23 protein-coding genes and 1 pseudogene are annotated in these 22,263 nt (G+C 68.5%); 9 read left to right on the forward strand and 15 right to left on the reverse strand.

The annotated features are described in order from the left end of the window. Nucleotides 1-109 precede the first annotated feature (109 nt). The 3 genes from AB0E69_RS22980 to AB0E69_RS22990 are packed head-to-tail and all read right to left on the reverse strand — an operon-like array spanning nucleotide 110 to nucleotide 2,938. Nucleotides 110-592 (reverse strand): Uma2 family endonuclease, encoded by a 483-nt coding sequence (locus AB0E69_RS22980; RefSeq protein ID WP_360149390.1) that lies wholly within the window; start codon nucleotides 590-592, stop codon nucleotides 110-112. 39 nt (nucleotides 593-631) lie between these two features. Next, nucleotides 632-2,353, reverse strand: a complete 1,722-nt coding sequence (locus AB0E69_RS22985) for an IucA/IucC family siderophore biosynthesis protein (RefSeq protein WP_360149393.1) — start codon at nucleotides 2,351-2,353, stop codon at nucleotides 632-634. Continuing rightward, nucleotides 2,354-2,938 carry a GNAT family N-acetyltransferase gene (locus AB0E69_RS22990; protein WP_360149396.1) on the reverse strand — a complete coding sequence of 195 codons (585 nt, stop codon included), beginning with the start codon at nucleotides 2,936-2,938 and terminating at the stop codon, nucleotides 2,354-2,356. A gap of 124 nt (nucleotides 2,939-3,062) precedes the next feature. Here AB0E69_RS22990 and AB0E69_RS22995 point away from each other — a divergent pair, with 124 nt between their 5' ends. Further along, nucleotides 3,063-3,980 (forward strand): sigma-70 family RNA polymerase sigma factor, encoded by a 918-nt coding sequence (locus AB0E69_RS22995; protein ID WP_360149399.1) that lies wholly within the window; start codon nucleotides 3,063-3,065, stop codon nucleotides 3,978-3,980. Here AB0E69_RS22995 and AB0E69_RS23000 read toward each other — a convergent pair. The 3 genes from AB0E69_RS23000 to AB0E69_RS23010 are packed head-to-tail and all read right to left on the reverse strand — an operon-like array spanning nucleotide 3,974 to nucleotide 7,474. After that, entirely contained in the window at nucleotides 3,974-5,539 is a 1,566-nt protein-coding gene (locus tag AB0E69_RS23000; protein WP_360149402.1) for an AMP-binding protein, read from the reverse strand. The genes AB0E69_RS22995 and AB0E69_RS23000 overlap by 7 nt on opposite strands. Nucleotides 5,540-5,541: 2 nt before the next feature. Beyond that, nucleotides 5,542-6,663: a DUF5938 domain-containing protein gene (locus tag AB0E69_RS23005; protein ID WP_360149405.1), complete on the reverse strand. Its 1,122-nt coding sequence runs from the start codon at nucleotides 6,661-6,663 to the stop codon at nucleotides 5,542-5,544. Nucleotides 6,664-6,667: 4 nt separating this feature from the next. Next, the gene (locus AB0E69_RS23010; RefSeq protein WP_360149408.1) at nucleotides 6,668-7,474 is read right to left on the reverse strand and encodes an SDR family oxidoreductase; all 807 of its coding nucleotides are present in this window, start codon (nucleotides 7,472-7,474) and stop codon (nucleotides 6,668-6,670) included. A 162-nt stretch (nucleotides 7,475-7,636) separates the two neighbouring features. Between AB0E69_RS23010 and AB0E69_RS23015 the strand changes: the two genes are divergently transcribed. Beyond that, nucleotides 7,637-8,290, forward strand: a complete 654-nt coding sequence (locus AB0E69_RS23015; protein WP_360149411.1) for a TetR/AcrR family transcriptional regulator — start codon at nucleotides 7,637-7,639, stop codon at nucleotides 8,288-8,290. A gap of 9 nt (nucleotides 8,291-8,299) precedes the next feature. Here AB0E69_RS23015 and AB0E69_RS23020 read toward each other — a convergent pair whose 3' ends face one another. Next, nucleotides 8,300-8,680: a hypothetical protein gene (locus AB0E69_RS23020; protein WP_360149414.1), complete on the reverse strand. Its 381-nt coding sequence runs from the start codon at nucleotides 8,678-8,680 to the stop codon at nucleotides 8,300-8,302. A gap of 179 nt (nucleotides 8,681-8,859) precedes the next feature. Continuing rightward, nucleotides 8,860-9,573 (reverse strand): purine-nucleoside phosphorylase, encoded by a 714-nt coding sequence (deoD, locus tag AB0E69_RS23025; RefSeq protein WP_360149417.1) that lies wholly within the window; start codon nucleotides 9,571-9,573, stop codon nucleotides 8,860-8,862. 51 nt (nucleotides 9,574-9,624) lie between these two features. Between deoD and nudC the strand changes: the two genes are divergently transcribed. After that, complete coding sequence (gene nudC / locus AB0E69_RS23030; RefSeq protein ID WP_360149420.1) at nucleotides 9,625-10,548, forward strand: NAD(+) diphosphatase; 924 nt, start codon at nucleotides 9,625-9,627, stop codon at nucleotides 10,546-10,548. Here the strand turns inward: nudC and AB0E69_RS23035 are convergent, their stop codons facing one another. Both AB0E69_RS23035 and AB0E69_RS23040 read right to left on the reverse strand, forming a co-directional pair. Beyond that, on the reverse strand, nucleotides 10,549-12,759 hold the full coding sequence (locus AB0E69_RS23035; protein WP_360149423.1) for a hypothetical protein: 2,211 nt from the start codon (nucleotides 12,757-12,759) through the stop codon (nucleotides 10,549-10,551). A gap of 249 nt (nucleotides 12,760-13,008) precedes the next feature. Beyond that, the gene (locus AB0E69_RS23040; protein WP_360149426.1) at nucleotides 13,009-13,248 is read right to left on the reverse strand and encodes a mycoredoxin; all 240 of its coding nucleotides are present in this window, start codon (nucleotides 13,246-13,248) and stop codon (nucleotides 13,009-13,011) included. 99 nt (nucleotides 13,249-13,347) lie between these two features. Between AB0E69_RS23040 and AB0E69_RS23045 the strand changes: the two genes are divergently transcribed. Then, a complete protein-coding gene (locus AB0E69_RS23045; protein ID WP_360149429.1) occupies nucleotides 13,348-15,501 on the forward strand; it encodes an ATP-dependent DNA helicase UvrD2 in 2,154 nt (717 codons plus the stop codon). On the opposite strand, the gene AB0E69_RS23050 is transcribed toward AB0E69_RS23045, so the two are convergent. Continuing rightward, nucleotides 15,498-15,911: a YihY/virulence factor BrkB family protein gene (locus tag AB0E69_RS23050; RefSeq protein ID WP_360149432.1), complete on the reverse strand. Its 414-nt coding sequence runs from the start codon at nucleotides 15,909-15,911 to the stop codon at nucleotides 15,498-15,500. The genes AB0E69_RS23045 and AB0E69_RS23050 overlap by 4 nt on opposite strands. Nucleotides 15,912-15,984: 73 nt before the next feature. Continuing rightward, nucleotides 15,985-16,608: pseudogene (locus AB0E69_RS23055) on the reverse strand (YihY/virulence factor BrkB family protein); the annotation flags it as partial. Between the two features lie 259 nt (nucleotides 16,609-16,867). Here AB0E69_RS23055 and AB0E69_RS23060 point away from each other — a divergent pair. From AB0E69_RS23060 to AB0E69_RS23070, 3 genes are all read left to right on the forward strand, one after another. Further along, nucleotides 16,868-17,068, forward strand: coding sequence for a hypothetical protein (locus tag AB0E69_RS23060; RefSeq protein WP_360149435.1), 201 nt, complete (start codon nucleotides 16,868-16,870; stop codon nucleotides 17,066-17,068). Between the two features lie 163 nt (nucleotides 17,069-17,231). Further along, nucleotides 17,232-17,519, forward strand: coding sequence for a WhiB family transcriptional regulator (locus AB0E69_RS23065; protein ID WP_131285495.1), 288 nt, complete (start codon nucleotides 17,232-17,234; stop codon nucleotides 17,517-17,519). A 31-nt stretch (nucleotides 17,520-17,550) separates the two neighbouring features. After that, on the forward strand, nucleotides 17,551-17,769 hold the full coding sequence (locus AB0E69_RS23070; protein WP_360149438.1) for a hypothetical protein: 219 nt from the start codon (nucleotides 17,551-17,553) through the stop codon (nucleotides 17,767-17,769). Between the two features lie 64 nt (nucleotides 17,770-17,833). Here AB0E69_RS23070 and AB0E69_RS23075 read toward each other — a convergent pair whose 3' ends face one another. Further along, nucleotides 17,834-18,361: an NUDIX hydrolase gene (locus tag AB0E69_RS23075; RefSeq protein WP_360149441.1), complete on the reverse strand. Its 528-nt coding sequence runs from the start codon at nucleotides 18,359-18,361 to the stop codon at nucleotides 17,834-17,836. A gap of 18 nt (nucleotides 18,362-18,379) precedes the next feature. Between AB0E69_RS23075 and AB0E69_RS23080 the strand changes: the two genes are divergently transcribed. After that, entirely contained in the window at nucleotides 18,380-18,547 is a 168-nt protein-coding gene (locus AB0E69_RS23080) for a hypothetical protein (RefSeq protein WP_360149444.1), read from the forward strand. On the opposite strand, the gene AB0E69_RS23085 is transcribed toward AB0E69_RS23080, so the two are convergent. Next, complete coding sequence (locus AB0E69_RS23085; RefSeq protein WP_360149447.1) at nucleotides 18,538-19,326, reverse strand: DUF899 domain-containing protein; 789 nt, start codon at nucleotides 19,324-19,326, stop codon at nucleotides 18,538-18,540. The genes AB0E69_RS23080 and AB0E69_RS23085 overlap by 10 nt on opposite strands. Nucleotides 19,327-19,435: 109 nt before the next feature. Here AB0E69_RS23085 and AB0E69_RS23090 point away from each other — a divergent pair, with 109 nt between their 5' ends. Beyond that, nucleotides 19,436-20,926: an MFS transporter gene (locus AB0E69_RS23090; RefSeq protein ID WP_360149450.1), complete on the forward strand. Its 1,491-nt coding sequence runs from the start codon at nucleotides 19,436-19,438 to the stop codon at nucleotides 20,924-20,926. A 16-nt stretch (nucleotides 20,927-20,942) separates the two neighbouring features. Here AB0E69_RS23090 and AB0E69_RS23095 read toward each other — a convergent pair whose 3' ends face one another. After that, nucleotides 20,943-22,253, reverse strand: a complete 1,311-nt coding sequence (locus AB0E69_RS23095) for an AarF/ABC1/UbiB kinase family protein (protein ID WP_360149452.1) — start codon at nucleotides 22,251-22,253, stop codon at nucleotides 20,943-20,945. Between the last annotated feature and the right edge of the window lie 10 nt (nucleotides 22,254-22,263).

A 22,263-nucleotide genomic window follows, 5' to 3' on the forward strand; every position in this document is an offset into this window, starting at 1 on the left:
TGGCAGCGCCCGAAGCATGGTTGAGACCGTTTCGAGCATCTGCCCCGATCTGCCCGCGATCTGCCCCGGCATGCCCCGAGCTGCCCCGAGCTGCCCGAGCTGGATCGGGTCAGTGGAGGTTGGCTGGGGTGAGGGTGAGGGGGAAGGGGGTTGTGGTGTGGAAGGGTTGTTCGGGTTGGACTACTGCTTGGCAGGTGTAGGTGGTGTGGGTTAGGTGGAGGACTGTTAGTTCTTGGGTGGTGGGGTCCAGGAGCCAGTAGGTGGGGACTTGGTGGTGTTCGTAGAGGGTGCGTTTGAGGACTATGTCGGTGGTTCGGGTGGCGGGGGAGAGGACCTCTACAGCTAGTAGGGGTGGTTGGGTGGGGGTGTAGTCGCGCGGGCAGACCAGGAGGTCCGGGCGGAGGGTGGTGTTGGGGGTGGGGCGGTAGGCGATGGAGCCGAGCGCGACCATCAGGCCGGGTGGGCAGGCTTGTTTGAGCGCGATCATCAGGGCGACGACGGCCGCCTGATGGCCGGGCGGTTGGGGGCCGGTGATGAGCAGGTTGCCGTCGACTACCTCGTACTTCTGGTTGGTGGCTTGAAGTGTCGTCACACCATCAGGGTGCCGGAAACCGGCCGATCGCCGCGGAAGTTATCCACAGAGGGGGTTCTGCAGCGTCCCCACGAACTGCAGCGACCCCGCGACATCGGTGAGGTCGACCATCTGCTGGTTGTTCTTCAGTTGCAGCCGGTTGAGGCACGACAGCGCGAACGTCGGCGCGAAGATGTCGTACTTCGCGAACGCCGCGGCCAGCTCCGGTGTCGCCGCCTGGTAGTCGCGGATCGACGCCGCGACCACCGACCAGAACTCCTCCGGCGTCAGCAGACCCTCCCGGTCGAGCAACGGCGACAGGAACCGGAAGATGCAGTCGAAGACGTCCGTGAAGATCGACAGCAGCTTCTCGTCGTCCGGCACCTCGGCGCGGACCCGCTCCGCCTCCGCCGGGATCGGTGTGTCCGGCGACAGCACCGCGATCTCCTCGGCGAGGTCCTTCATGATCACCCGGATCGGGATCGCGTCCCGCAGTACCAGGATCAGGTTCTCGCCGTGCGGCATGAAGACGAGTTCGTACGCGTAGAAGCTGTGCACCAACGGGATCAGATACGCGTCGACGTACGCCCGCAGCCAGTCCGCCGGCGCGAGACCGGACGCGCGCACCAACGCAGCCGCGAGCGACGCGCCGTGCCGGTCGACGTGCAGCAGCGACGCCATCGTCGCGAGCCGCTCACCCGGCTCCAATCCCGGCACCGGGCTCTCCCGCCAGAGCGCCGACAGCATCTTCCGGTACGGCGACGTCTGGTCGGTCGCGTCCTCGTAGTACCGGTTGTGGTACCCGGCCGCGGCGATCTCGCGCAGTACCGAGAACCCGTACCGCTTCAGCACGACGTCGTTCTCGACCACGCCGTACACCCAGTCGTTGATCGCTGGAGTAGCAGCCATGTACGACGGCGACAGCCCGCGCATGAACCCCATGTTGAGCACCGACAGGGCCGTCTTCACGTAGCAGCGCGCCGGGTTCGACCGGTTGAAGAACGTCCGGATCGACTGCTGCGGTTGGTACTCGTCCGTGACTGTCCCGAGGTAGATGATGTGCCGCTGCGCAATATCCGCCGCGAACGTGATCGAGGTCTTGTGCTCCCACTGCCACGGATGGACGGGCAGGTATACGTATTCCTCAGGATCGGCGCACACGGCAACAACCAGGTCGGCGAACCGCCGCAGTACGTCGTCGCCCAGCTCCGAGCGCACCAAGGCCCAGTAGTCAACCGACGAGCTGTGCGAGATCGTCGTCTGGTCCCGCCGCGTCGCGATCCACGCCAGTTGGACGCCGGCGCCGGTCTCCGGCGCGAACGCCAGGTAGTCCGAGACGCCGAACCCGAGCCGCCCGTTGTTCGCGACGAAGCACGGATGCCCCTCGGTCATCGCGGCCTCGATGGTCTGGAAGCCCGCGGTCACCAGCTCCGCCGCCGTCACATCGGGCTTCGACAGCTTGTACGCCGCCGACGCCAGCGTGCTGCTGATCTCCTCGAGGTAGACCGGCAGCATCTCCGCGCCGATCCCGAGCTCCTCGTGCAGCGAGGTGATGAACGCCAGCGCGTCCACCGGGCCGTCCGCACACTCAATGCTCGAGCCGTCGATGTCCCAATGGTTCAAGGGATACCGGCGAGCCGTGAAGCTGTAGCTCCCCACCACAAACCGGTTGCCATCAGCAACCGGCTCCAGGATGCGCTCGTGCGCGAACTCGGACAATGCCTTCCGGACCAGCGCGCGGTTCACCACGGCCCACACCGCCGGGTTCAGATGCTCGATCATTCAGCCCGCCTCGTTCATCCGGGTCGCCTCCGCGTACTGGTCGCGCGTGCAGAAACTCAGCCAGGCCCGCTTGTCCGGTAGGTCCACGATGCTGTGCTTGCGGAATCCCATCCGCTCGTTCAGCGCGTGGATCTTCGTGTTGCGTATGTCGGGCTCGACCACCACCCGGTCGACCAGCGGATCGCTGAACAGGCTGTCCATGATCGTCTCGAAGACCGCACCCGTGAACCCATGCACCGGCTCGGTCGGAGGCGCCACGAGCACGTGCATGCCGACGTCACCCGGCGCCACGTCGTACACCGTCCCGACCACGTCGGCCGCTGGGTCGTACCGCTCCATCAGGAACGCCGGCCGGCCGTCATGCTCGCCGAGAAACGCGTCGTGATGCCCACTGGAAGCGATCCGGAGGTACTCCGCGCGCACGTCGTCGACGGACGCTTCCAGCAACCCCCAGTACTTCGCGTACGGCTGGGTGACCCACCTGTGCAGCGTCGGCACGTCCCGGATCAGGTCGAACGGCCGGAGGCTGAGGGTACCGATCCCGGCGATGTAGCGGCGGAACGGTTCGGGCAGTGCTCTGGTCATGGCGGTCTGCTTTCGAGGTCGGCGGAACCCGGTTAGCTAAGGCTTACCTTACTGGATGCTCGCCCTTGCGCCGAAACCGGCCCGTATCCCGAGCAGCGCCTCATCCGTCCACACTGGTATGACCATGACCGACGCCTTGGACCTGCCCGAGCTGAAGGCCGCCCGGCAGGCACGCCGCGAGTTCCTCGACCGTCTGGAGCCGCTGCGCTCCGACCTGTACGCGTACTGCCGCCGCCTGACCGCCAACGCCTTCGACGCCGAGGACCTGGTTCAGGAGTCGCTCGCCCGTGCGTTTACCCAGGCCGCGCAGGCGCACAGCCCGATCACGAACCCGCGGGCCTGGCTCTTTCGGGTCGCGACCAACGCGTACGTCGACAGCTACCGCCGCCACTCCCCGGTACTCACCAACGCGCTGGAGCACGCCGCGCCGAGCAACCCGGACCCAGCGGAGGTCCGCGACGCGTGGGCCGAGCTCGTGACCCTCCTCCCGCCGCAGGAGCGCGCAGCCCTCGCGCTGAAGGACCTGTTCGGCTACACGCTCGCCGAGACCGCCGACGTACTACGGACCTCGGTAGGCGCAGTCAAAGCCGCCCTCCACCGCGGCCGCGGCCGCCTCACAGCCCCAGAGCGCCAACCGCGCCCCGCACCCGACCGCCGCCTACTGGACGCGGTCGCCGCGGCCTTCACCGCCTACGACATCCCCAGGCTGACCGCATTGCTCCTGGCCGACGCCGACAGCGAGATCATGGGCATCCTCACCGAGTACGGCGCCGACAGCATCCGCGACGGCTCCATCGAGCACACGCTGGACCCGTCAAAGCCCTACCGCTACACCGCAGAGGTCGTCGACCTCTGGGGCGAGCCCGTCCTGGTCATCCGCATCGTCCGCGACGGCAAGACCGCAGTCAACGACCTCATGCGCCTCACCACCGAAGCCGACAAGGTCCGCTCGATCCGCTGGTACTACTTCTCCCCCAACTTCCTCACCGAAGTAGCAGCAGCCCTCGAAGAACCAGTAGAACTCAACGGCCACCACTACTGAAGGCTGGCCAACCGTGCTTTGATTTCGGGCTTGACGACCTTGCCGACCTTGGACCGGGGGAGGTCGGGCCAGACCAGGATCTCCTTCGGGGCTTTGACGCTTCCGATGCGTTCCTTGGCGAAGGCAATCAACTCGGTCGGTTCGACCTGGCTGCCCGGTTGCAGTTGGACGACGGCGACCACGCGCTCGCCCCACTTGTCGTCCGGCTGCCCGATCACCGCGCAGTCCCGAACGGCCGTGTGCGCCATCAGCGCCTGCTCGACCTCGGTCGAGTAGACGTTGAAGCCGCCGGTGATGATCATGTCCTTGGCCCGGTCGACGATGTACAGGTAGTTGTCGTCGTCCAGGTACCCGATATCGCCGGTGTGGTGCCAGCCGTACGCCGACGCCGCCGCGGTCGCCTCGGGGTTCTGGTAGTACCCCCGCATCACCAGCGACCCGCGGACCACGATCTCGCCGCGCTCGCCGCGCCTGAGCAGCACGCCGTCGGGGCTCATGATCGCGACCGTGACGAGCGGCGACGGCTGCCCGGCCGACCCGAGCCGCTTGACCGCAATGTTGCCGACGGCATCGAAGTGCGCGGCGGGCGGCAGCATCGAGATCATCATCGGTGCCTCGGTCTGGCCGAACAGCTGCGCCATCACCGGACCGATCCGCTCCAGCGCCTCCCGCAAGCGCGTCACGGACATCGGCGCGGCGCCGTACCAGAAGCATCGCAGCGACGACAGGTCGGTCGCGTCGAGCTCGTCGGCGGCCAGCACCATGTAGATCAGCGTGGGTGGCAGGAACGTGTGCGTGACCTGGTGCCGCGGGATCAGCTGCAGGAACGCGTGGACGTCGGGAGCTCGCATGATCACGATCTCGCCGCCGGACGCCAGCACCGGGAAGCACAGCACCCCCGCCGCATGGGTGAGCGGTGCGAGCGCGAGGTACACCGGCCGGCTGCCGAACGGGTACCCGATCAGCGTCAGCGCCGTCATCGTCTCCAGGTTCGTGTTGCTCAACATCACGCCCTTCGGACGACCTGTGGTGCCGCCGGTGCCGACGATCATCGCCAGCCCGTCCGGGTCGGTCAGGTCAGGTGCCGGCTGGGACACGCCCCCGCAGAACGCGTCCCAGCCGACGCTCCGGACCCGTGGGTGGGGGGTCGGTCCGGAGCTGATGGGCTCGCCGTCGAGGCACACGAACGTGTGTACACCCGGCAGCGAGTCCCGGATACGGTCCACCAGCGGCGCGAACGCCTGCTGGTAGATGAGTACTTCGCAGTCGAACTGGTCGAGCAGCTCGCGGTTCTCGGCGGCCTCGTTGCGCGGGTTGATCGGGCACCAGATCGCACCGGCCCGGCTGATCCCGAAGACGCAGCTGAACGCCACCGGGTCGTTCGCGGACAGGATCGCGACCTTGCCACCCGGCCGTAGGCCGCACTCCACCAAGGCGGCCGCGATCCGGTACGACAGCTGCTGGACCTCGCCGTACGACAGCGTCTCGCCGTCCGTGGTCAAGCAGGCCGCACTCGGACCGAGCGACGCGCCCTTGTCGAGGTAGTCGACCAGTCGCACCGTCAATGCACCGTCAACTGTGGTTCGGAGACCAGACCGAAGCTACGCAGCACGCCGAGCAGCTCGCGGTGACCGAAGGCCTGGCAACCGCTCGCGAACCCGACCCGCTTCGGCGCCGTCTGCAGCAGCGAGTACGCCGCGTACGCCTGGAGCAGCCCGGTCTGCTGGTAGTTGCTGTTGCCGTGGATGACGCAGTGCGCCCGGCCGAGCGGACCAGATGCGTGCACGGAGTCCAGCGTCTTGTTGACCCGCGGGTTCTCGCGCGGAGGCATCTCGTTCATCACCTGACGCGCAGTCTCGGTCAGTGCCGCATTCCGCTCGTCGGGCGCCATGTCCTTGGTCGCCTCGAGTGCTGCGGCCACGATCTGCGGTACGCCGTTCATCAGCGCCGCGTTGAAGACACCGCCCTGCGCTTTGCAGTTGGCCACCCGCGGGTCCTTCTTGAACCAGACCGGGTGCGACATACCGCCCCAGGGCAATGACAGCGCGAGCTCGTGCTGCCCGGGCACCACCAGCGACACCAGTCCCTGCGCCGGGAACTCGGCGTACTGGTTGTTCTCCAGGTAGTGCGCCTTGGACGTGGCCGCGTTGACCAGGATGGTCCGCGTCGAGGCGATGGTCGGGCTACCGCCCCAGAACACCGCGATGTCGAGGGTGTCCAGGCCAGGCTGCTCGAGGCAGAGCTGCGCAGCGATCTCGCTGGTCGTGTACATCTGCGCGATGCCCGGCGCCAGCACCAGGCCGGCGTCGGCGAACTGCGGACCGTAGGTCTCGTCGCAGGTCATGAGCCAGTCCTGCTCGCCGGTGGTGTCCGTGTAGTGCGCACCAGCTGCGAGCGCGGCCTCCACCGCCGCCGGACCGAGCTCACTGAACGGACCGACCGTGTTGAGTACGACGGACGCGCCCTTGAACAGGTCAGTGAGTGCGGCGACGTCGTGGTCGACCGTGGCGACCTCGTAGTCAGCCGTCTCGATGCCGGGGACGTTGGAGGCCATAGAGGCCTTCAGCTTGGCCTCGTCACGTCCCGCCGCCAGAAACGGGACGTGGTACTGGCGGAGGTACTCACAGACCAGGCGGCCGGTGTAGCCGGAGGCGCCGTACACGACGACGGGCTTCGTGCTCATGCGATCACATCCCCATGCCGCCGTCGACCGGCAGCCCGACGCCGGTGATGAACCGCGACTCGTTCGACGCCAGGAACACCACCGCGTCCGCGATGTCGGAGACCTCGCCGAGCCGGCCGGCCGGCGTCAGCCCGACCACCGCCGCGACCGCCGCTTCCGGCGACTCGAAGAGCCCGAGCTCGGCGCAGTCGTTGGCCAGACCGGCGCCCATGGCAGTCGGGACCAGGCCGGGGTAGATGCAGTTGACGCGGACGCCGTACCCGAGCTTGCCGGACTCCATCGCGGCCACCCGCGTCAGCCGGTCGATCGCGGACTTGGTCGCGGAGTACACCGCGATGCCCGGGAACGCGATGGTCGCGGCCACCGACGCGACGTTGATGATCGCGCCACCCTGACCGGCCAGGCCGCCGGGCCGCATCGTCCGCAGGCCGTACTTGATGCCGAGCGTGGTGCCGAGGACGTTCACCTCGAGCATCTTGCGGATCTCGTCCGCGGTGACCTCGGTCAGCAGGCTGGTGATCTCGATCCCCGCGTTGTTCACCAGGATGTCCAGGCCGCCGAGGATGTCGTTGGCCGCGACCACGGCGTTCTCCCAGTCGCCCTCGTCGCTGACATCGTGCGCGACGAAGCCGTTGCCCGCGCCGTACTCCTTGTCCAGCGCGTCGGCCACTGCCTCGCCCGCGTCCTTCTGGACGTCGCTGACCACGACCTTGGCGCCGGCGGCCGCGAGCGCCTTCGCCATCCCCTCGCCGAGCCCCTGGGCTGCGCCGGTGACGAGGGCCTTACGGCCGGAGAGATCGAGTGAACCCATCGGACAGCTCCTTTGCTCGGGATGTTCACACTCTGGCCAGACTTTTGACACTCGTCAAGACTTTGTTTGACACTTGTCAAGCAGTCTCCCCGCCGCGGGGCGCGCCTGGCCCGCGGCGGGGTACTCTGGCGCATCGACTCGATCCGGAGGGCGGTGGTTGCGATGGCGTCAGCCAGTGCGGCAGAGTCCGAGCGGTCCGAGCGATCTGAGCGATCTGTGCGGGTGTCCGGGATCGACAAGATCGAGCGCCGCCGGGTCGCGCTCGCGGAGTCGGCGCTGAAGACGCTCGGCGAGCTCGGGTACGCCCGGACCAGCCTGCGCGAGATCGCGAACAACTCCGAGTTCACCCACGGCGTCGTGCACTACTACTTCCGCGACAAGATCGACCTGATCAGCTACTGCGTGCGGTACTACAAGACCAAGTGCGCCCGGCGGTACGACGAGGTCGTCGAGACCGCCACCTCCGCCGAGGAGCTCGCCACCGGCTTCCTGGCCAAGCTGAACCAGACGCTGGTCGAGGAGACCCCGATGCACAAGCTCTGGTACGACCTGCGTGCCCAGAGCATGTTCGAGGAGCAGCTGCGCCCGGACGTCGAGGCGATCGACAAGCTGCTGGAAGAGATGATCTGGCGCATCCTCAGCCGGTACGCCGAGCTCACCGGCACCAAGCCCGCGGTCGACGCGCCGACGGCGTACGCGCTGGTGGACGGCCTGTTCGAGCAGGCCGTGGTCGGCTACGCCGCTAACCCCGAGAAGACACCGAGCCTGCTGACCGACCGCATCATGCAGGTGCTGCCCAAACTGGTCGCGGCGTAGCCGCTCGCGTCACTCCGCGCCGCAGTTGACCTTGCAGGTCGTGTCGGTCAGCGTGAGGATCGCGCCGGGCTGCTCGGTCTCGGTCTCGGTGGAGAACTCGACCGCCCAGATGCCTGCCTTCATGGTCCCGGCTGTCTTGCCCTGCTGCTGTTTGAGCCAGTCGGTGATCTGACCGCGGGGGTTCACGTGGGCAGTCTCGAGCACCTGCGGTGCCAGCTCGCTGAGCTTCGTGGTCGCCTCGGCAGCCGCGCCACTGGTCTGCATAGACAGGACCGCCGGCCGCGGCTGGGTCCCGATGAGCACTTGTACGGACGTCGTGCCTTGGCTGCACGTCTGGTACGCCTCGTCGGTGGCGCACTTGTAGCTCTTGCCGGCCAACGCGCTGACCACCTGTGCCGCGGTCAGGTCCGGCAGCGTCTCCTCCGGTCCAGCAGGGGTGTTGCTGGATGCCGGAGCGCTGCTACTGGTCGAGGTGCTGGGCTTGTCTTCGGCCTTCTTGTCTCCGGAGGAGCAGGCCGTCGTAGCGATCAGGATGGCGCAGGCCAGGACTGTGGCGGCGCCGCGCGCGTTCAGACCGGCACCTCGATCGCCGCGTCGAGGGCGATCGTGATCATCTCGGAGAACGTCGTCTGGCGCTCCTCCGCGGAGGTCTCCTCCTTGGTGATCAGGTGGTCGGACACCGTCATGATGCCGAGCGCCCGGCGGCCGAACTTCGCGGCCAGCGTGTAGAGCGCCGCCGCCTCCATCTCGATGCCGAGGACGCCGTACTCCGCGGTCCGCGCGACCAGGTCGGCCCGGTCGTTGTAGAACAGGTCACCGGAGAACACCTGGCCCACGTGCACGTTCAGCCCGGCCGCCTCGGCCGCGTCGACCGACGCCCGGAGCAGCTGGTAGTCCGCCGTCGGTGCGTAGTGGATGCCGTGGAAGCGCAACTGGTTCATCTGCGAGTCGGTGCTCGCGGACATCGCCACGATCACGTCGCGCACCCGCACGCTCTCGACGAGTGCGCCGCAGGTGCCCACCCGGATCAGCGTCTGCACGTCGTACTCCGCGAACAGCTCGTGCGCGTAGATCGACGCGGACGGCTGGCCCATACCGGAGCCCTGCACGGAGATCCGCTCACCCTTGTAGGTGCCGGTGAACCCGAACATGTTCCGGATCTCGGTGTAGCAGATCACGTCGTCCAGGTAGGTCTCCGCGATCCACTTGGCCCGCAGCGGGTCACCGGGGAACAGCACCCGCGGTGCGATCTGCCCCTTCTCGGCGGCGATGTGAATACTCATGCGGGGATGCTCTCACGGCGCCCGCTCAAACAGCGGGGTAGGTTGAGCCACGTGGCCTACTCGATCGCTCCTGGTTCGCTAGCCCTGTCCCGGTCCGTTCTGGACCGTGCCGCCGACCGCAGACGTGACGACGACTGGCTGGAGAAGGCGTGGTCGGCCGACGACACCCAGGTGGTGGTCGTGGCCGGCGACAAGCTCCAGGTGGTCGACGACCGCAGCGCCCTGCGCTTCGTAACTCCGGCGGACGCCCCGGACGGCCTGCGCATCTTCCTGGGTATCGACCGCGACTCCGGCGCCGGGCAGACCGCCGAGGGCCGTGCTGTCTTCGGTGTGGTCGTCAAGGGCGACGGCGACGAGTCGTACGGCGGTCTGCGCGAGCTGGGCGCCGTGCTGGACGACCGTGAGGCCGGTATCGCGGTCAACGTGATCGGACTGTCCAACTGGCACGCCGTGCACACCCACTGCGCCAACTGCGGTGAACACACCGAGGTGGTCGAGGCGGGGCACGTGCGGCACTGCCCGAACTGCGGCCTCAACCACTTCCCGCGCAGCGACCCGGCGATCATCGTGCTCGTCACCGACGACCAGGACCGCGCTCTGCTCGGCCGCAACGAGGCGTGGCCTGCCGGTCGCTACTCGACCCTCGCCGGCTTCGTCGAGCCAGGTGAATCGCTGGAGAACGCAGTGCGGCGGGAGGTGCTCGAGGAGACCGGCGTAGTGGTCGGTCCGGACATCGAGTACGCCGGCAGTCAGCCCTGGCCGTTGCCGTCCAGCCTGATGCTCGGGTTCTACGCCAGGGCGTCGGCGTTCGACATCGAGGTGGACGCGGACGAGATCGCCGAGGCGAAGTGGTTCACCCGGGAGGACCTCCGTGCGCTGGTCGAAGCCGGCACGATGGCCCTCCCCGGTGCGATCTCCATCTCGCGTCGCCTGATCGAAGGCTGGTACGGCGACTCGCTCACCGGGAGCTGGTAGCTACTTCCTCCCGACGTTCGAGGCGGCCGCGGCGATGCGGATCAGGAGGCCCTCCCAGCGTTCCACGCTGCCGTCCGCCTCGAGCGGCCGGAGCGCGCGGTCCACTGCGAGCACGTAGGCGCCGTGGCTCGGCCACTGTGCCTTCGCGTCGGGCAGCTTGTCGGTGAGCGTGCAGCCGTAGATCAGGAAGCGGTTCTCCACGTGGCTGTTGATGTTGCCGGTCCAGACCGTCGGCCGGACGTCCGAGCGCGGACACGGGTCGACCGGTGGGGTGTAGGACCCCAGGTTGGTCGGGTTGGTGTAGCCGTCCGGTCGCAGCAGCGTGTAGTAGGTGCCGTCCGGAGTCTGCGTCAGCCGGTTCAGGCCGTGGTCGCGCAGCACGGTCGCCTCGCCGCTCAGGCTGTCCAGGACGAACAGCCGGCCGCCGGCCACGCCGTACAGGTAGCCGTCGCGCCAGGACAGTGCGCCGTCCTGCGAGCCGGTGACGCCGTTGAAGACGGACAGCCGTCGCAGTACCTGACCGGTCGCGGGGTTCGCCACGAACACGACACCGTCCGCGAGACCCCAGATGTTGCCGTCCGGTCCGGTGATCAGCTCGTTGATGCTGGCCGCACCGGGGACGGGGACGACGTCGTTGAGCAGCGCGCCGGTGGCTGGGTTCACCAGGACCAGGTGTGCTTCGGTGGCCTTCGGGTCGGTGCCCTGGCCACCCTCGATGCTGGAGCCGACCCAGACGTTCGCGCCTGCCGGTAGCGCGGACGCGATCGTCTGGTCGGTCACCAGGTTGCGGTAGACGGTGTGGGTGCCGGTCGGTACGTCGTAGACGGTCAGCGCGCCGCCGTACTCGCCGTACGCCGGGGTCGTGCCGACGTACACCTTGTTGCCGGCCGGGACGACGGCGACCGGTCGGTTCTGGTGGTCGCTGTCGACCAGGCTGAAGAGTTCCTTCGGGTTGGTCGGGCTGTCCGGTAGTGCCGGGTCCCAGAGCGAGAGGCGGCCGTACGGGTAGATGCCGACGTACATCTTGCCGGTGCCGTCCCAGGCCCAGCCTTCTACCTGGCCCTGGCGGGTGGTGATGGTGGTCTTGCCGGTCGCCGGGTCGTAGATGCCGGTGGAGCCGTTCAGGTAGACGTTGACGAACACCTTGCCGGTCACTGGATCAGCCAGCTCGTGCATGAGCGGCGACGGTACGAGCTGGAACGGCGAGCTCCACTGCGCGAGCGTGCCGTCGGCCGGGTTGTACCGGAAGGTCCCACCGGAGTAGTTGCCCGCGAGGCCGTACAGAACGGGTACGCCGTTCTCTGTCACCCAGCCGTACCCGATGGAGGCACCACGGGTCACTGTGCGCGGGGGCGAGACCGGACCGATGGTGTTGGCGTCCAGGTCGTAGTGGACGAGGGACAGGGTGTTGTTGGTGAAGTACACGCCGCCAGGGCCGGCCGCTGAGACACCACGGGCGGCGATCGGGTAGTCCATCACCTGCTGACCGGTCGTGGTGTCGGTGTACTTGACCTGCTCGCCGGTGACCGCGTCGACCACGACCAAACGGCTGCTGGCGTTCGCGAACACCTTGCCGCCCGCGTAGTCCAGGTCGATGAAGTCCTTCGCCGTCGTACCCGGGGGAGTGATGTCCTCGACCGCCTTGGTGTCGACGTCGATCCGCAGCAGCCGGGCGTTCGGAGTGGAGACGCCGACGAACAGCTTGTTGTGGTCGGGGTCGTAGACCGTGGACCGCGCGTACTGCTGCACCGGGTCGAGCGAGCCGTAGTCGGTCACCTGTCCGGTCGTCGCGTCGTACTTGAAGGCGTGCGCGTTCGGGTAGGTCCCGGCGTACACGTTGCCTGCTGCATCGGCGGTAAGGCCGTAGATCTGCAACTGGCCCGGGACGGGCTGCCCCAGGTCGGTCACCTCGCCGGTGACCGGGCTGTAGCGGTAGAGGTGCCCGTACGGGTACGTGCCGAGGTAGACGTCGCCGTTCGGCGTCACCACGATCGCCCAACCGCCTGCTGCGCCTTGCAGTGGTACGGCGCGGATCAGCTGGCGGGTGTGCAGGTCGACGACGTTGAGGCGCGCGTTCTCACCGGCCGGTAGGGCGTACACGACGTCGCGGCCGTCCGGCGTACGGCCGACGGCGCCCTCCATCACGGTCAGCGAGCTGACCGGAGAGCCCAGGTCGCGGATGACGTCGTCGGCCGGACCGAACGATCGCACCGGTGGGCCTAATGGCCACGTCTCCGACGGGAACGGGTCAGGTCGTGGCTCAGGTGTTGATGGTGTTGGTGGTGCGGCACTGGCGTGCAGACCGGTGGCCAGCAGGCCCAGAGCCACGGCGAAGGTCGTCAAGGCATGGCGACAGCGCACATGAAGAGCGTGACGGCGCGAGAACATGGGCGGACTCCCTGCGACGTAGTTCATCGCAAGGTATAACGGCCATGACCGTAAGTCTAGGAGTCAGGCGTTTCAAGCAACCAGCTTGTCCGCGACCTGCGCCAGCGACGGGTTCGTCATCGCGGTGCCGTCGGGGAAGACCACGGTCGGTACGGTCTGGTTGCCGCGGTTGATCTTCTCGACCAGCTTGGCCGCCTCGGGGACCTGCTCGATGTCGATCTCGGTGAACTCGATACCGGCTCGCTTGAGCTGACCCTTCAGGCGGTGGCAGTAGCCGCACCAGGGCGTCGAGTACATGGTCAGAGCCGACATCGGCTGACTCCTTGGGACTGGGAGGGGTTTTGTCGGGCCGCCCGTCTAGGGTGGCCTTCGACGTATCCGAACCACGCCGTAGGTGGTGCTTGTTCCCGCATGTCTCGACCGGTGAGCGAATTCACACGATCTGCCCGACCTGACCGGGGTGGTGGGGCGGGGGAGTTGGACACAGATGACCTCCTTGAGGCCCTCGATCCGGAGCAGCGGGCCGTCGCGACCTCCTTGCACGGCCCGGTCGTGGTGATGGCCGGTGCCGGGACGGGCAAGACGCGGGCCATCACCCACCGGATCGCGTACGGCGTGCGCACCGGGACGTTCGACCCGCTCCGGGTGCTCGCGGTCACCTTCACCCAGCGCGCGGCGGGGGAGATGCGCGGCCGGCTCGCTCAGCTCGGGGTCGAGGGCGTGCAGGCGCGGACGTTCCACTCCGCCGCGCTCCGGCAGGCCCGTTTCTTCTGGCCCCGGGTGTACGGCGCGGAGCTGCCGCCGATCGCGGACCGGAAGTTCCCGCTGCTGACCGAGGCCGCCTCGCGCTGCCGGGTCCGGGTCGACACCCCGGCGCTGCGGGACCTCGCGGGTGAGGTCGAGTGGGCCAAGGTCAGCAACGTCCGTCCGGACGACTACGCCAAGCTGGCGCCGCGGTCCGGGCGCACGCTGGCCGCGTTCGACCCGGCGACGATCGCGCGGATCTTCGCGGCGTACGAGGACGTGAAGCTCGAGCGCGGGCGGATCGACCTGGAGGACGTGCTGCTGTGCGCGGTCGCGCTGCTCGCGGAGGACGAGCGGGTGGCGGCGGAGATCCGGCGGCAGTACCGCACGTTCGTCGTGGACGAGTACCAGGACGTCTCGCCGCTGCAGCAGAGCCTGCTCGACCTGTGGCTCGGCGGCCGCGAGGACGTCTGCGTGGTCGGTGACCCGGCGCAGACCATCTACTCGTGGGCCGGCGCCGAGCCGGAGAACCTGGTCCGCTTCGCGTCCCGGCATCCGACGGCGAACGTGATCAAGCTGGTCCGTGACTACCGGTCGACGCCGCAGATCGTCGATGTGGCGAACAAGATCCTCGACGCGGCCGGCCCGACCGGTCTGCCGGGCCGGGTGACGCTGCGCTCGCAGAAGGAGACCGGGCCGGTACCGGTGTACCGCGAGTACTCCGACGAGGTCGCGGAGGCCGATGCGGTCGGACGGGCCGTCACCCGGCTGCAGGACGACGGCGTGGCGCTGCGCGACATCGCCGTACTGTTCCGGACCAACGCCCAGTCGGAGAACTTCGAGCAGGCGCTGGCCGAGCGGAAGATCCCGACCGTGCTGAAGGGCGCGGAGCGGTTCTTCGAGCGGGCCGAGATCCGGCAGGCTGCCGTGCTGCTGCGCGGGCAGGCGAAGGCCGGGGACATGTCCGACGACCTGGTCGGGGTGGTGACCGGAGTGCTGGCCGGTGCGGGCTGGTCGCCGGAGCCGCCGACCGGGACCGGTGCGGTGCGGGACCGGTGGGAGTCGTTGAGCGCGCTGGTGACGATGACGTCCGACTTTGCCGCGGCGAACCCGTCTGCGCGGTTGCTGGACCTGATGGCCGAGCTGGACCGTCGGGCGTCGATCCAGCACGCGCCGCTGGCCGAGGGGGTCACGCTGGCGACGCTGCACGCGGCCAAGGGCCTGGAGTGGGAGTGCGTGTTCATCGTGGGCGCCCACGAGGGGACGCTGCCGATCAGCTACGCCCAGACGCCTGCGCAGGTCGAGGAGGAGCGGCGGCTCTTCTACGTTGGCGTCACCCGGGCGAAGCAGCGGCTGCACGTCAGCTGGTCGACGTCTCGCTCACCGGGCGGCCGCGGCACCCGCGGACCGACCCGCTTCCTGGACCCGATCGGCGTCCGGAGCGCCCGCACCGAGTGGACCCCGTCGCAGCCGGTCGGCTGGGAGCGTCCGTCCCCGGCCGCGTCCAAGGCCGGTCGGCCGATCCCGAAGTGCCGCGTCTGCGGACGCGGTCTGCTCGATGCCGGCGCTCGCAAGCTCGGCCGCTGCGAGGACTGCCCCTCGACAATCGACCAGAAGCTGTACGACGCACTCGTCGAGTGGCGCACCGAGCAGGCCGAGTCCGAGAAGATGCCCGCCTTCGTCATCCTCACCGACGCCACCCTCACCGCAATCGCCGAGACCAAGCCCGCCGACGAGAAGGCTCTACGCTCGATCCCCGGCATCGGCCACACCAAGCTCGCGAAGTACGGCGAACACATCCTGATGCTCTGCACCCGCTAAGCGTCCTGAGTCGGGACGGAGTCGGCCTTCACTGCGCCGCGCTCACCGAGCGGTTGCGGCTCGCCGGTCGTGCTGTCCTTGATCGTCTGCTGCTCGGACTCGGCGTTGATCTCCGCACCGAGCAGGATCGCGTACGCCGTGATCCACAACCACAGCATCAGCACGACGACGGCCGCCAGGCTTCCGTAGGTCTTCGCGTAGTTGCCGAACGTCTCGACGTACACCGAGAAGCCGATCGACGCGACCAGCCAGATGACGGTCGCGACCACCGCCCCGGCCGAGACCCAGCGCAGCCGCGGCGCGTCCCGGTCCGGCGCGAACCGGTAGATGATCGCGAGCGCGACGGTGATCAGCACGAGTGCGAGTACGACGCGGACCGCCATCAGGGCGTACCGGACCGGCGTCGCCACCTCGTCGCCGACCGCGGCCCCCGAGCGAGAACAGGGCGACGGCGAGCAGGACGAACACGATCGCGCCGAGCGTCAGCCCGAGCGCGAGCAGCTTCCGGCGGACGAACCCGCGGCTCTCGTCCTCGTCGTACGCGAGATTGACCGCCGTGATCAGGTTTCCGACGCCGCCGGAGGCGCTCCACAGCGCGGCCAGGACCGCGATCGCGAGTCCGATCCCGAGGCTGCGGCTGGGTGACGACGTCAGCGAGTCGATCTGCTGGAGGATCAGATCCCGGCCGGACGCCGGCATCGTCTTCGCGAGGTCACCGACCTGGTTCCGGATCTGCGCCGGGTCGGCGATCAGCCCGTACGCCAGGACCGCGGCGACGATCGCAGGGAAGACCGAGAGGAACGCGAAGAACGCGACCCCGGCGGCCAGCAACGGGACCTGGTCCGCCTTCGCCTCGGCCCAGGCTCGGCGGAGGACCTGCCACCAGCCGCGCGGCGGGATTTCCTGCGGCCTGGTCGCCTCTCCACCGGGGACATCAACTACTTGTTGGTTCGACACGGACGTCGCGGTACCCCGTCGCAGCTCTTGGAAGCGTGCGAGGTCCGGGCCGGGCGGTCGTTGCCCTTTCGGGAAAACCTCTTGCCGGGGACGCTCGCGGTGGCGCACGCTGGAGGGCGTGTCGTGTTCTGCTGCTGGCAGACGTGGCATTTAGGTGACAGAGGCAACGATCTCGCAGCGTGCAGTGCACGCGCCGGAGCGTGCCGGGAACCCGTGATGGCAGCCAGATCCGGCCGTCGTCGCGGCAACTTCCGGCCAACCTTCGCGAACTGGCGATAAATAGTTTGCGGCGGCTGACTCGGGCAGCGTACTGTTCTTTCTGCGGCCACTGCCTGGCCGAAAACTTCAAACCACCATAGCGATCGAGCCAACCGCCCGCTTCGCCACAACGAGAGGAGGTGCCCCGGAAATGATCACCAACATCATCACGATGAAGCCGTTCAGCAACGCTGTAGCGCTGCCGTGCGCCCAGATCCAGGGTGCCTCGCCGCGTCTTCACGTCGCGACCGTTGTGCTGATGGCCTCCGGCGCTGCCCAGTTCAAGGGCGCAGCTGTCGGCGACGCGAAGTACGGCGGTTCGGGTTCTAGAGCATGGAGTCCACCGGTCTGACGAGAGTCAGCGCCGGCACCTCCAAGGCCGCGGAACCCGACAAGGGTCCCGCGGCCCTTTTGTTTGTCGACACAGTGTTTGTCCACAGATTTGGCGCCTACCAACCGGTAAGCGTCACCGACGACAAGAGATCAGCACCAAAAGTCACTGGGAGGTGACCGGAATGAGCGTGAGCTTCCTCGATGTCTTCACCGAGGTGGCAACGTCGCAGGACCTGCCCTGTCGGTCCTACGCGCCAGAACTCTTCTTCGCCGAATCGCCGGCGGACGTCGAGTACGCCAAGTCGCTCTGCACGACCTGCCCGCTGAAGGCCGAGTGCCTGGCCGGAGCGCTCGAGCGCTCCGAGCCGTGGGGAGTGTGGGGTGGCGAGCTGTTCGTCCAGGGTGTGGTGGTTCCGCGCAAGCGGCCCCGTGGGCGTCCCCGCAAGAGCGACACCGTTACCGCAGCCTGAACGACACAACCCCTACCGAAAACGAGTCGCAATGACCAACCAGACTTCACACAGGAGCTTTGAAATGCATCTACTTCAAGAAGATCTCGCCCGTGCTCATTGTCGGTCGAAACTGAATGCCGCAGAGCAGAACCGGCGCTTCCGCCTCGCTCACCAGATCGAGAAGGCGCAGAAGCAGGCCGAACGGGCCGGCCGGCGAGCCGAGAGGGCCAGCGCACGCGCGCGCCTCGCACTCGCCCGCCTCGTCTGATCCACCAGAATCACAGCCTGACCAGCTGAATCACTGAGGGCGGCATCCAAAGGGGGTGCCGCCCTCAGCCACGCTCGGACAGCAGCACCTGCTGGAGCCCGAGCAGCGTGATCCCACTGACGATCTCGTGCCGCCGGATCATCCCGGGCAGGTCGGCCAGCGGGATCCACTCGATCCGGTCCGACTCGTTCAGCTCCGTCGGCGGCCCGGCGTACTCCGCCGTCGTCGCCCGGAACACGAAGTGCCGCGAGTCCATGATCCCCGCCGCCGGCTCCGACCGGATCAGCTCGGCCAGCGGGCCAGGTCGCCACCCGGTCTCCTCCTGCGGTTCGCGCCCTGCAGCCTCCGCCGGCGTCTCGCCCGCCTCGATGATCCCCATCGGCAGTTCCCACGCCCAGGTGTCGGTCAGGAACCGGTGCCGCCACATCAGCAGCACCTGCGCGTCCACGGTGACGACGGTCGCGGCGATGTCCGCGAGCCGCACCGCGTGGTAGTCGACGCGTTCGCCGTCCGGCTGCTCGACGTCCAGGCGCCGCACGCTCAGCCAGCGGTTTCCCCAGACCTCGGACTCGTGGTGAATTCGCCATCGCACGGGGTGCAGACTAGTGCCATGGCGAGTGCTACCTGTGCGTTGTGTGGTGTCCGGTCCGAGGGCAAGGAGCTGCCGCTGACCTGGGTGACCTCGGTGGAGGACGGCCACAAGCTCGTGTACTGCGACCGGTGCGCGCGGGAGAACCTGCGGAGCATCGAGGTGAAGCTCGACTCCGTCTACTGGTAGCGGTCGGGGACCTGCATCGCCGGTCCGCCCACGTGCAGGCCGAGAGGTTCTGCGCGGCCCTGCGGTTCCTCCCAGGCCTCCTGGCGGCCGAGCACGGTCAGGTCGAGGTAGCGGTAGCCGTTGTGGAAGTCCTCGATGCCGCGGCCGAAGGTCGAGTAGGTGTGGAACACCTCGTCGCCGACCCGCAGGAACGTGCTGATCCCGGGCATCTCCTCGCCGTTCATGTCCGCGGTCCACGGCCCGTTCGACCACGGCGTACCTTTCTCCGTGGCCAGCTCCTCCTGGGTGCGGAAGTGCAGCAGCACGGGCGCGACCCGGTCGTCGAGCGTGGCGTGGAAGTCGTAGTTGAACTCACCCGGGTACGACGAGTACCACGGGAACGTCCAGCCCAGCCGCTCCTTGAACGCGACCAGCTTCGGGTACGGCGCCCGCGACACCGCGACCAGGGACGTGTTGCGCACGTGCAGCTGGCGCAGGTTCCCGATCTCGTCGGCGGCCGACGAGCAGCTCGGGCAGCCCTCGTCCCAGTCCGGCGCGAACATGAAGTGGTGGATCACCAGCTGCTGCCGGCCGTCGAAGAGGTCCAGCAGGCCGACCGGCCCGTCCGGGCCCTCGAACGTGTACGGCTTGGTGATCCGGACCATCGGCAACCGCCGGCGCTCGGCGTTCAGGCGGTCGCGGGCCTTCGTGACCTCCTTCTCCCGGGCCAGCAGCTCGCGGCGCGCCACCATCCACTCCTCCGGTGACACGACGTCTGGGAGGTTTCCGATCTCCGTCATCTCCGGCTCCGATCGTCGGTTGATCCACGCTACGTCGGACCGGGTGTCGATTCCGGGCCGATCCGGTCGACGCAGTGAGTGAAGACCCTCCTGTGGAAGGACCGGAACGATGACTCTCACCACCGACGCCGACACCGAACCCGACACCGTGGCCACCGGCAAGCGGCAGTGGATCGCGCTCGGCGTGCTGTGCCTCGCCACCCTGCTGGTCTCGCTCGACCTGTTCGTGATGCTGCTGGCCGTGCCGGCGGTGACCAGGGCGCTCGGTGCGACCAGCACGCAGCAGCTGTGGATCCTGGACGTCTACGGGTTCATGGTGGCCGGGCTGATGATCACCATGGGCAACCTCGGTGACCGGATCGGCCGTCGGCGGCTGCTGCTGAGCGCGGCGGCCGTCTTCGGCGTCGCCTCGATCGTGGCGGCGTACTCCGTCAACCCCGGCATGCTGATCGGCGCCCGCGCGGTGCTCGGCATCGCCGGCGCCGCGCTCACGCCGTGCTCGCTCTCGCTCATCTCAACCCTGTTCCCGGACGCGCGGCAGCGGGCCACCGCCCTCGGCGTGTGGGGAGGCTGCTTCACCGTGGGCGCCATCGTCGGTCCGATTGTCGGCGGCGTCCTGCTGAACCACTTCTGGTGGGGCTCGGCGTTCCTGATCGGCGTACCGGCGATGGTCGTGCTGCTGATCCTCGGCCCGATCGTGCTCCCGGAGTACCGGAACGAGGCAGCCGGACGGATCGACGTACGGAGCGTGCTGCTCTCGCTGGCCGCGATTCTGCCGGCGATCCACGGCCTCAAGCACCTGGCATCGCACGGCGCCGACGCGCAGGCGGTCGTCTCCCTCGTGGTCGGTGGGGTGTTCGGGTGGGCCTTCGTACGGCGGCAGCGGCTGCTGGACGACCCGCTGGTCGACGTACGGCTCTTCACCCGGCGGACGTTCAGCGTGGTGCTCGGCAGCATGATGACCTACTCGATGCTGTCCGGCGGTGTGATGGTGTTCGTCGCGCAGTACTTCCAGCTGGTGAAGGGCCTGACCCCGCTCGAGGCGGGTCTCGCGCTGGTGCCCGGCATGGTCACGTCGACGATGGGCTTCCAGTTGGCGCCACGGCTCGCCCAGCGGATCCGACCGGGCATCCTGATCCCGGCCGGGGTTGCGTTCACGGTCGTCGGGATGGTCGTGATGACCGTGGCGACCTCGACGACGGTGCTGGTGATCGCGTTCGCGGTGGAGGCGTTCGGACCGGGCGCTCTGGTCATCCTGGGCACCAACCTGGTGATCGGCTCGGTGCCGCCGGAGAAGGCCGGGATGGCCGGTGGGCTGACCCAGACGAGCAACGAGTTCGGGTACGCGCTGGGCATCGCCATCCTCGGCAGCGTCGTCACCGCGGTGTACCGGAGCCACATGGACGGCCGCGGCGGCAACTCACTGGGCGAGGCGGTCACCAAGGGCCTGCCGGCCGACGTGCTCGACCAGGCCCGGCACGCCTTCGCCAGCGGCCTCCACCTGGCCGCGGCGATCACCGCCGTCACTCTGGCAGCCGTGGCGACCCTCCTGGCGGTCACCTTGCGCAAGCAGCCCGTCCTGGGCCACCACGAGGGCTGACGGGGTAGTGAGGGGGTCAGTCCGCGAAGCCGGGCAGCAGCTCCTCGAGCACTGCCCGGAACGGCGCCTCCGTCTCGAGCTGCGACAGGACAGCCATGCCACCGATCCAGACCCGATGGATCAGCAGGTACGACGGCGGCATGTTGAGGCGGAGCGCCAGCGACGCGTTGGGCGACCGGAAGTCACTGGTCCGGTTCGCCTGCGCGCGCATCCAGGCCCGGCTGAACTGGAACGTGTCCTCGCGGGCCGGCTCCGCGAACGGCGCCAGGTAGTCCATCAGCTGCTCCGGGTCGATCTCCATCCGCGGCTTGATGAAGCCCTCGGCCCGCAGACCGTCCCGAACGGCGAGGCCGTCACCCTTGAGCGAGATCCGCAGCAGCCGCCCGATCGCCGGCGGCAGCCCCTCCGGCAGCCGGGCGCAGAGCCCGAAGTCGACCACGCCGAGGCGGCCGTCCGCCATCACCCGGTAGTTCCCCGGGTGCGGGTCCGAGTGCAGCAGACCGGCGTACTTCGGTCCGCTGAACATGAACCGCACGTACTTCAGCCCGATCGCGTCCCGCTCCTGTTTGCTGCCGTCGGTGATGTACGACGACAGCGGTCGGCCCTCGATCCACTCCGAGACGATGACCGTGGGGGAGTGCTTGATCACCCGCGGGACGACGAACTCCGGGTGGTCCCGGAAGGCGTCGGCGTACTGCTGCTGGGCCTGCGCCTCGCGGTCGTAGTCGAGCTCCTCGCCGATCCGCTCCTGCAGCTCGGCGACCAGCGGCTTGACCTCCAGGCCGGGGACCACGGCGCCGACCGTCCGGGCGAAGCGGCCGAGCTGACGGAGGTCGCTGCGCAGCGCGTCGGCGGCACCGGGGTACTGGAGCTTGATCGCGACCTCGCGGCCGTCCTTGAGCGTGCCGCGGTGCACCTGGCCGATCGACGCGGCCGCCGCGGGCTTCTCGCTGAACTCCTCGAACCGGTCCCGCCAGCGCTTGCCGAGCTCGCGGGACAGGATCTCGTCCACGGTCGCGACCGGCATCGGCGGGGCGGAGTCCTGCAGCTTGGTCAGCGTGGCCCGGTACGGCGCCGCGAGCTCCTCGGGCATCGCCGACTCCATCAGGCTCATCATCTGCCCGAACTTCATCGCGCCGCCCTTGAGCTCACCCAGGACGGCGAACAGCTGGTCCGCGGTCCGGCGCTGGAACTCGGCGAGCACGGCCTCGGCCGGCGCCCCACCGAGACGCTTGCCCAGGCCCACTGTCGCCCGCCCGGCGGCGCCGAGGGGCAGGCTGGCCAGCTTCGCGGTCCGGCTCAACGCCTTACGAGGGAGGTCCGACACGCTCCCATTC

Origin of the sequence: Kribbella sp. NPDC026611 (genome assembly GCF_040638345.1) — a bacterium.
GTDB lineage: Bacteria > Actinomycetota > Actinomycetes > Propionibacteriales > Kribbellaceae > Kribbella.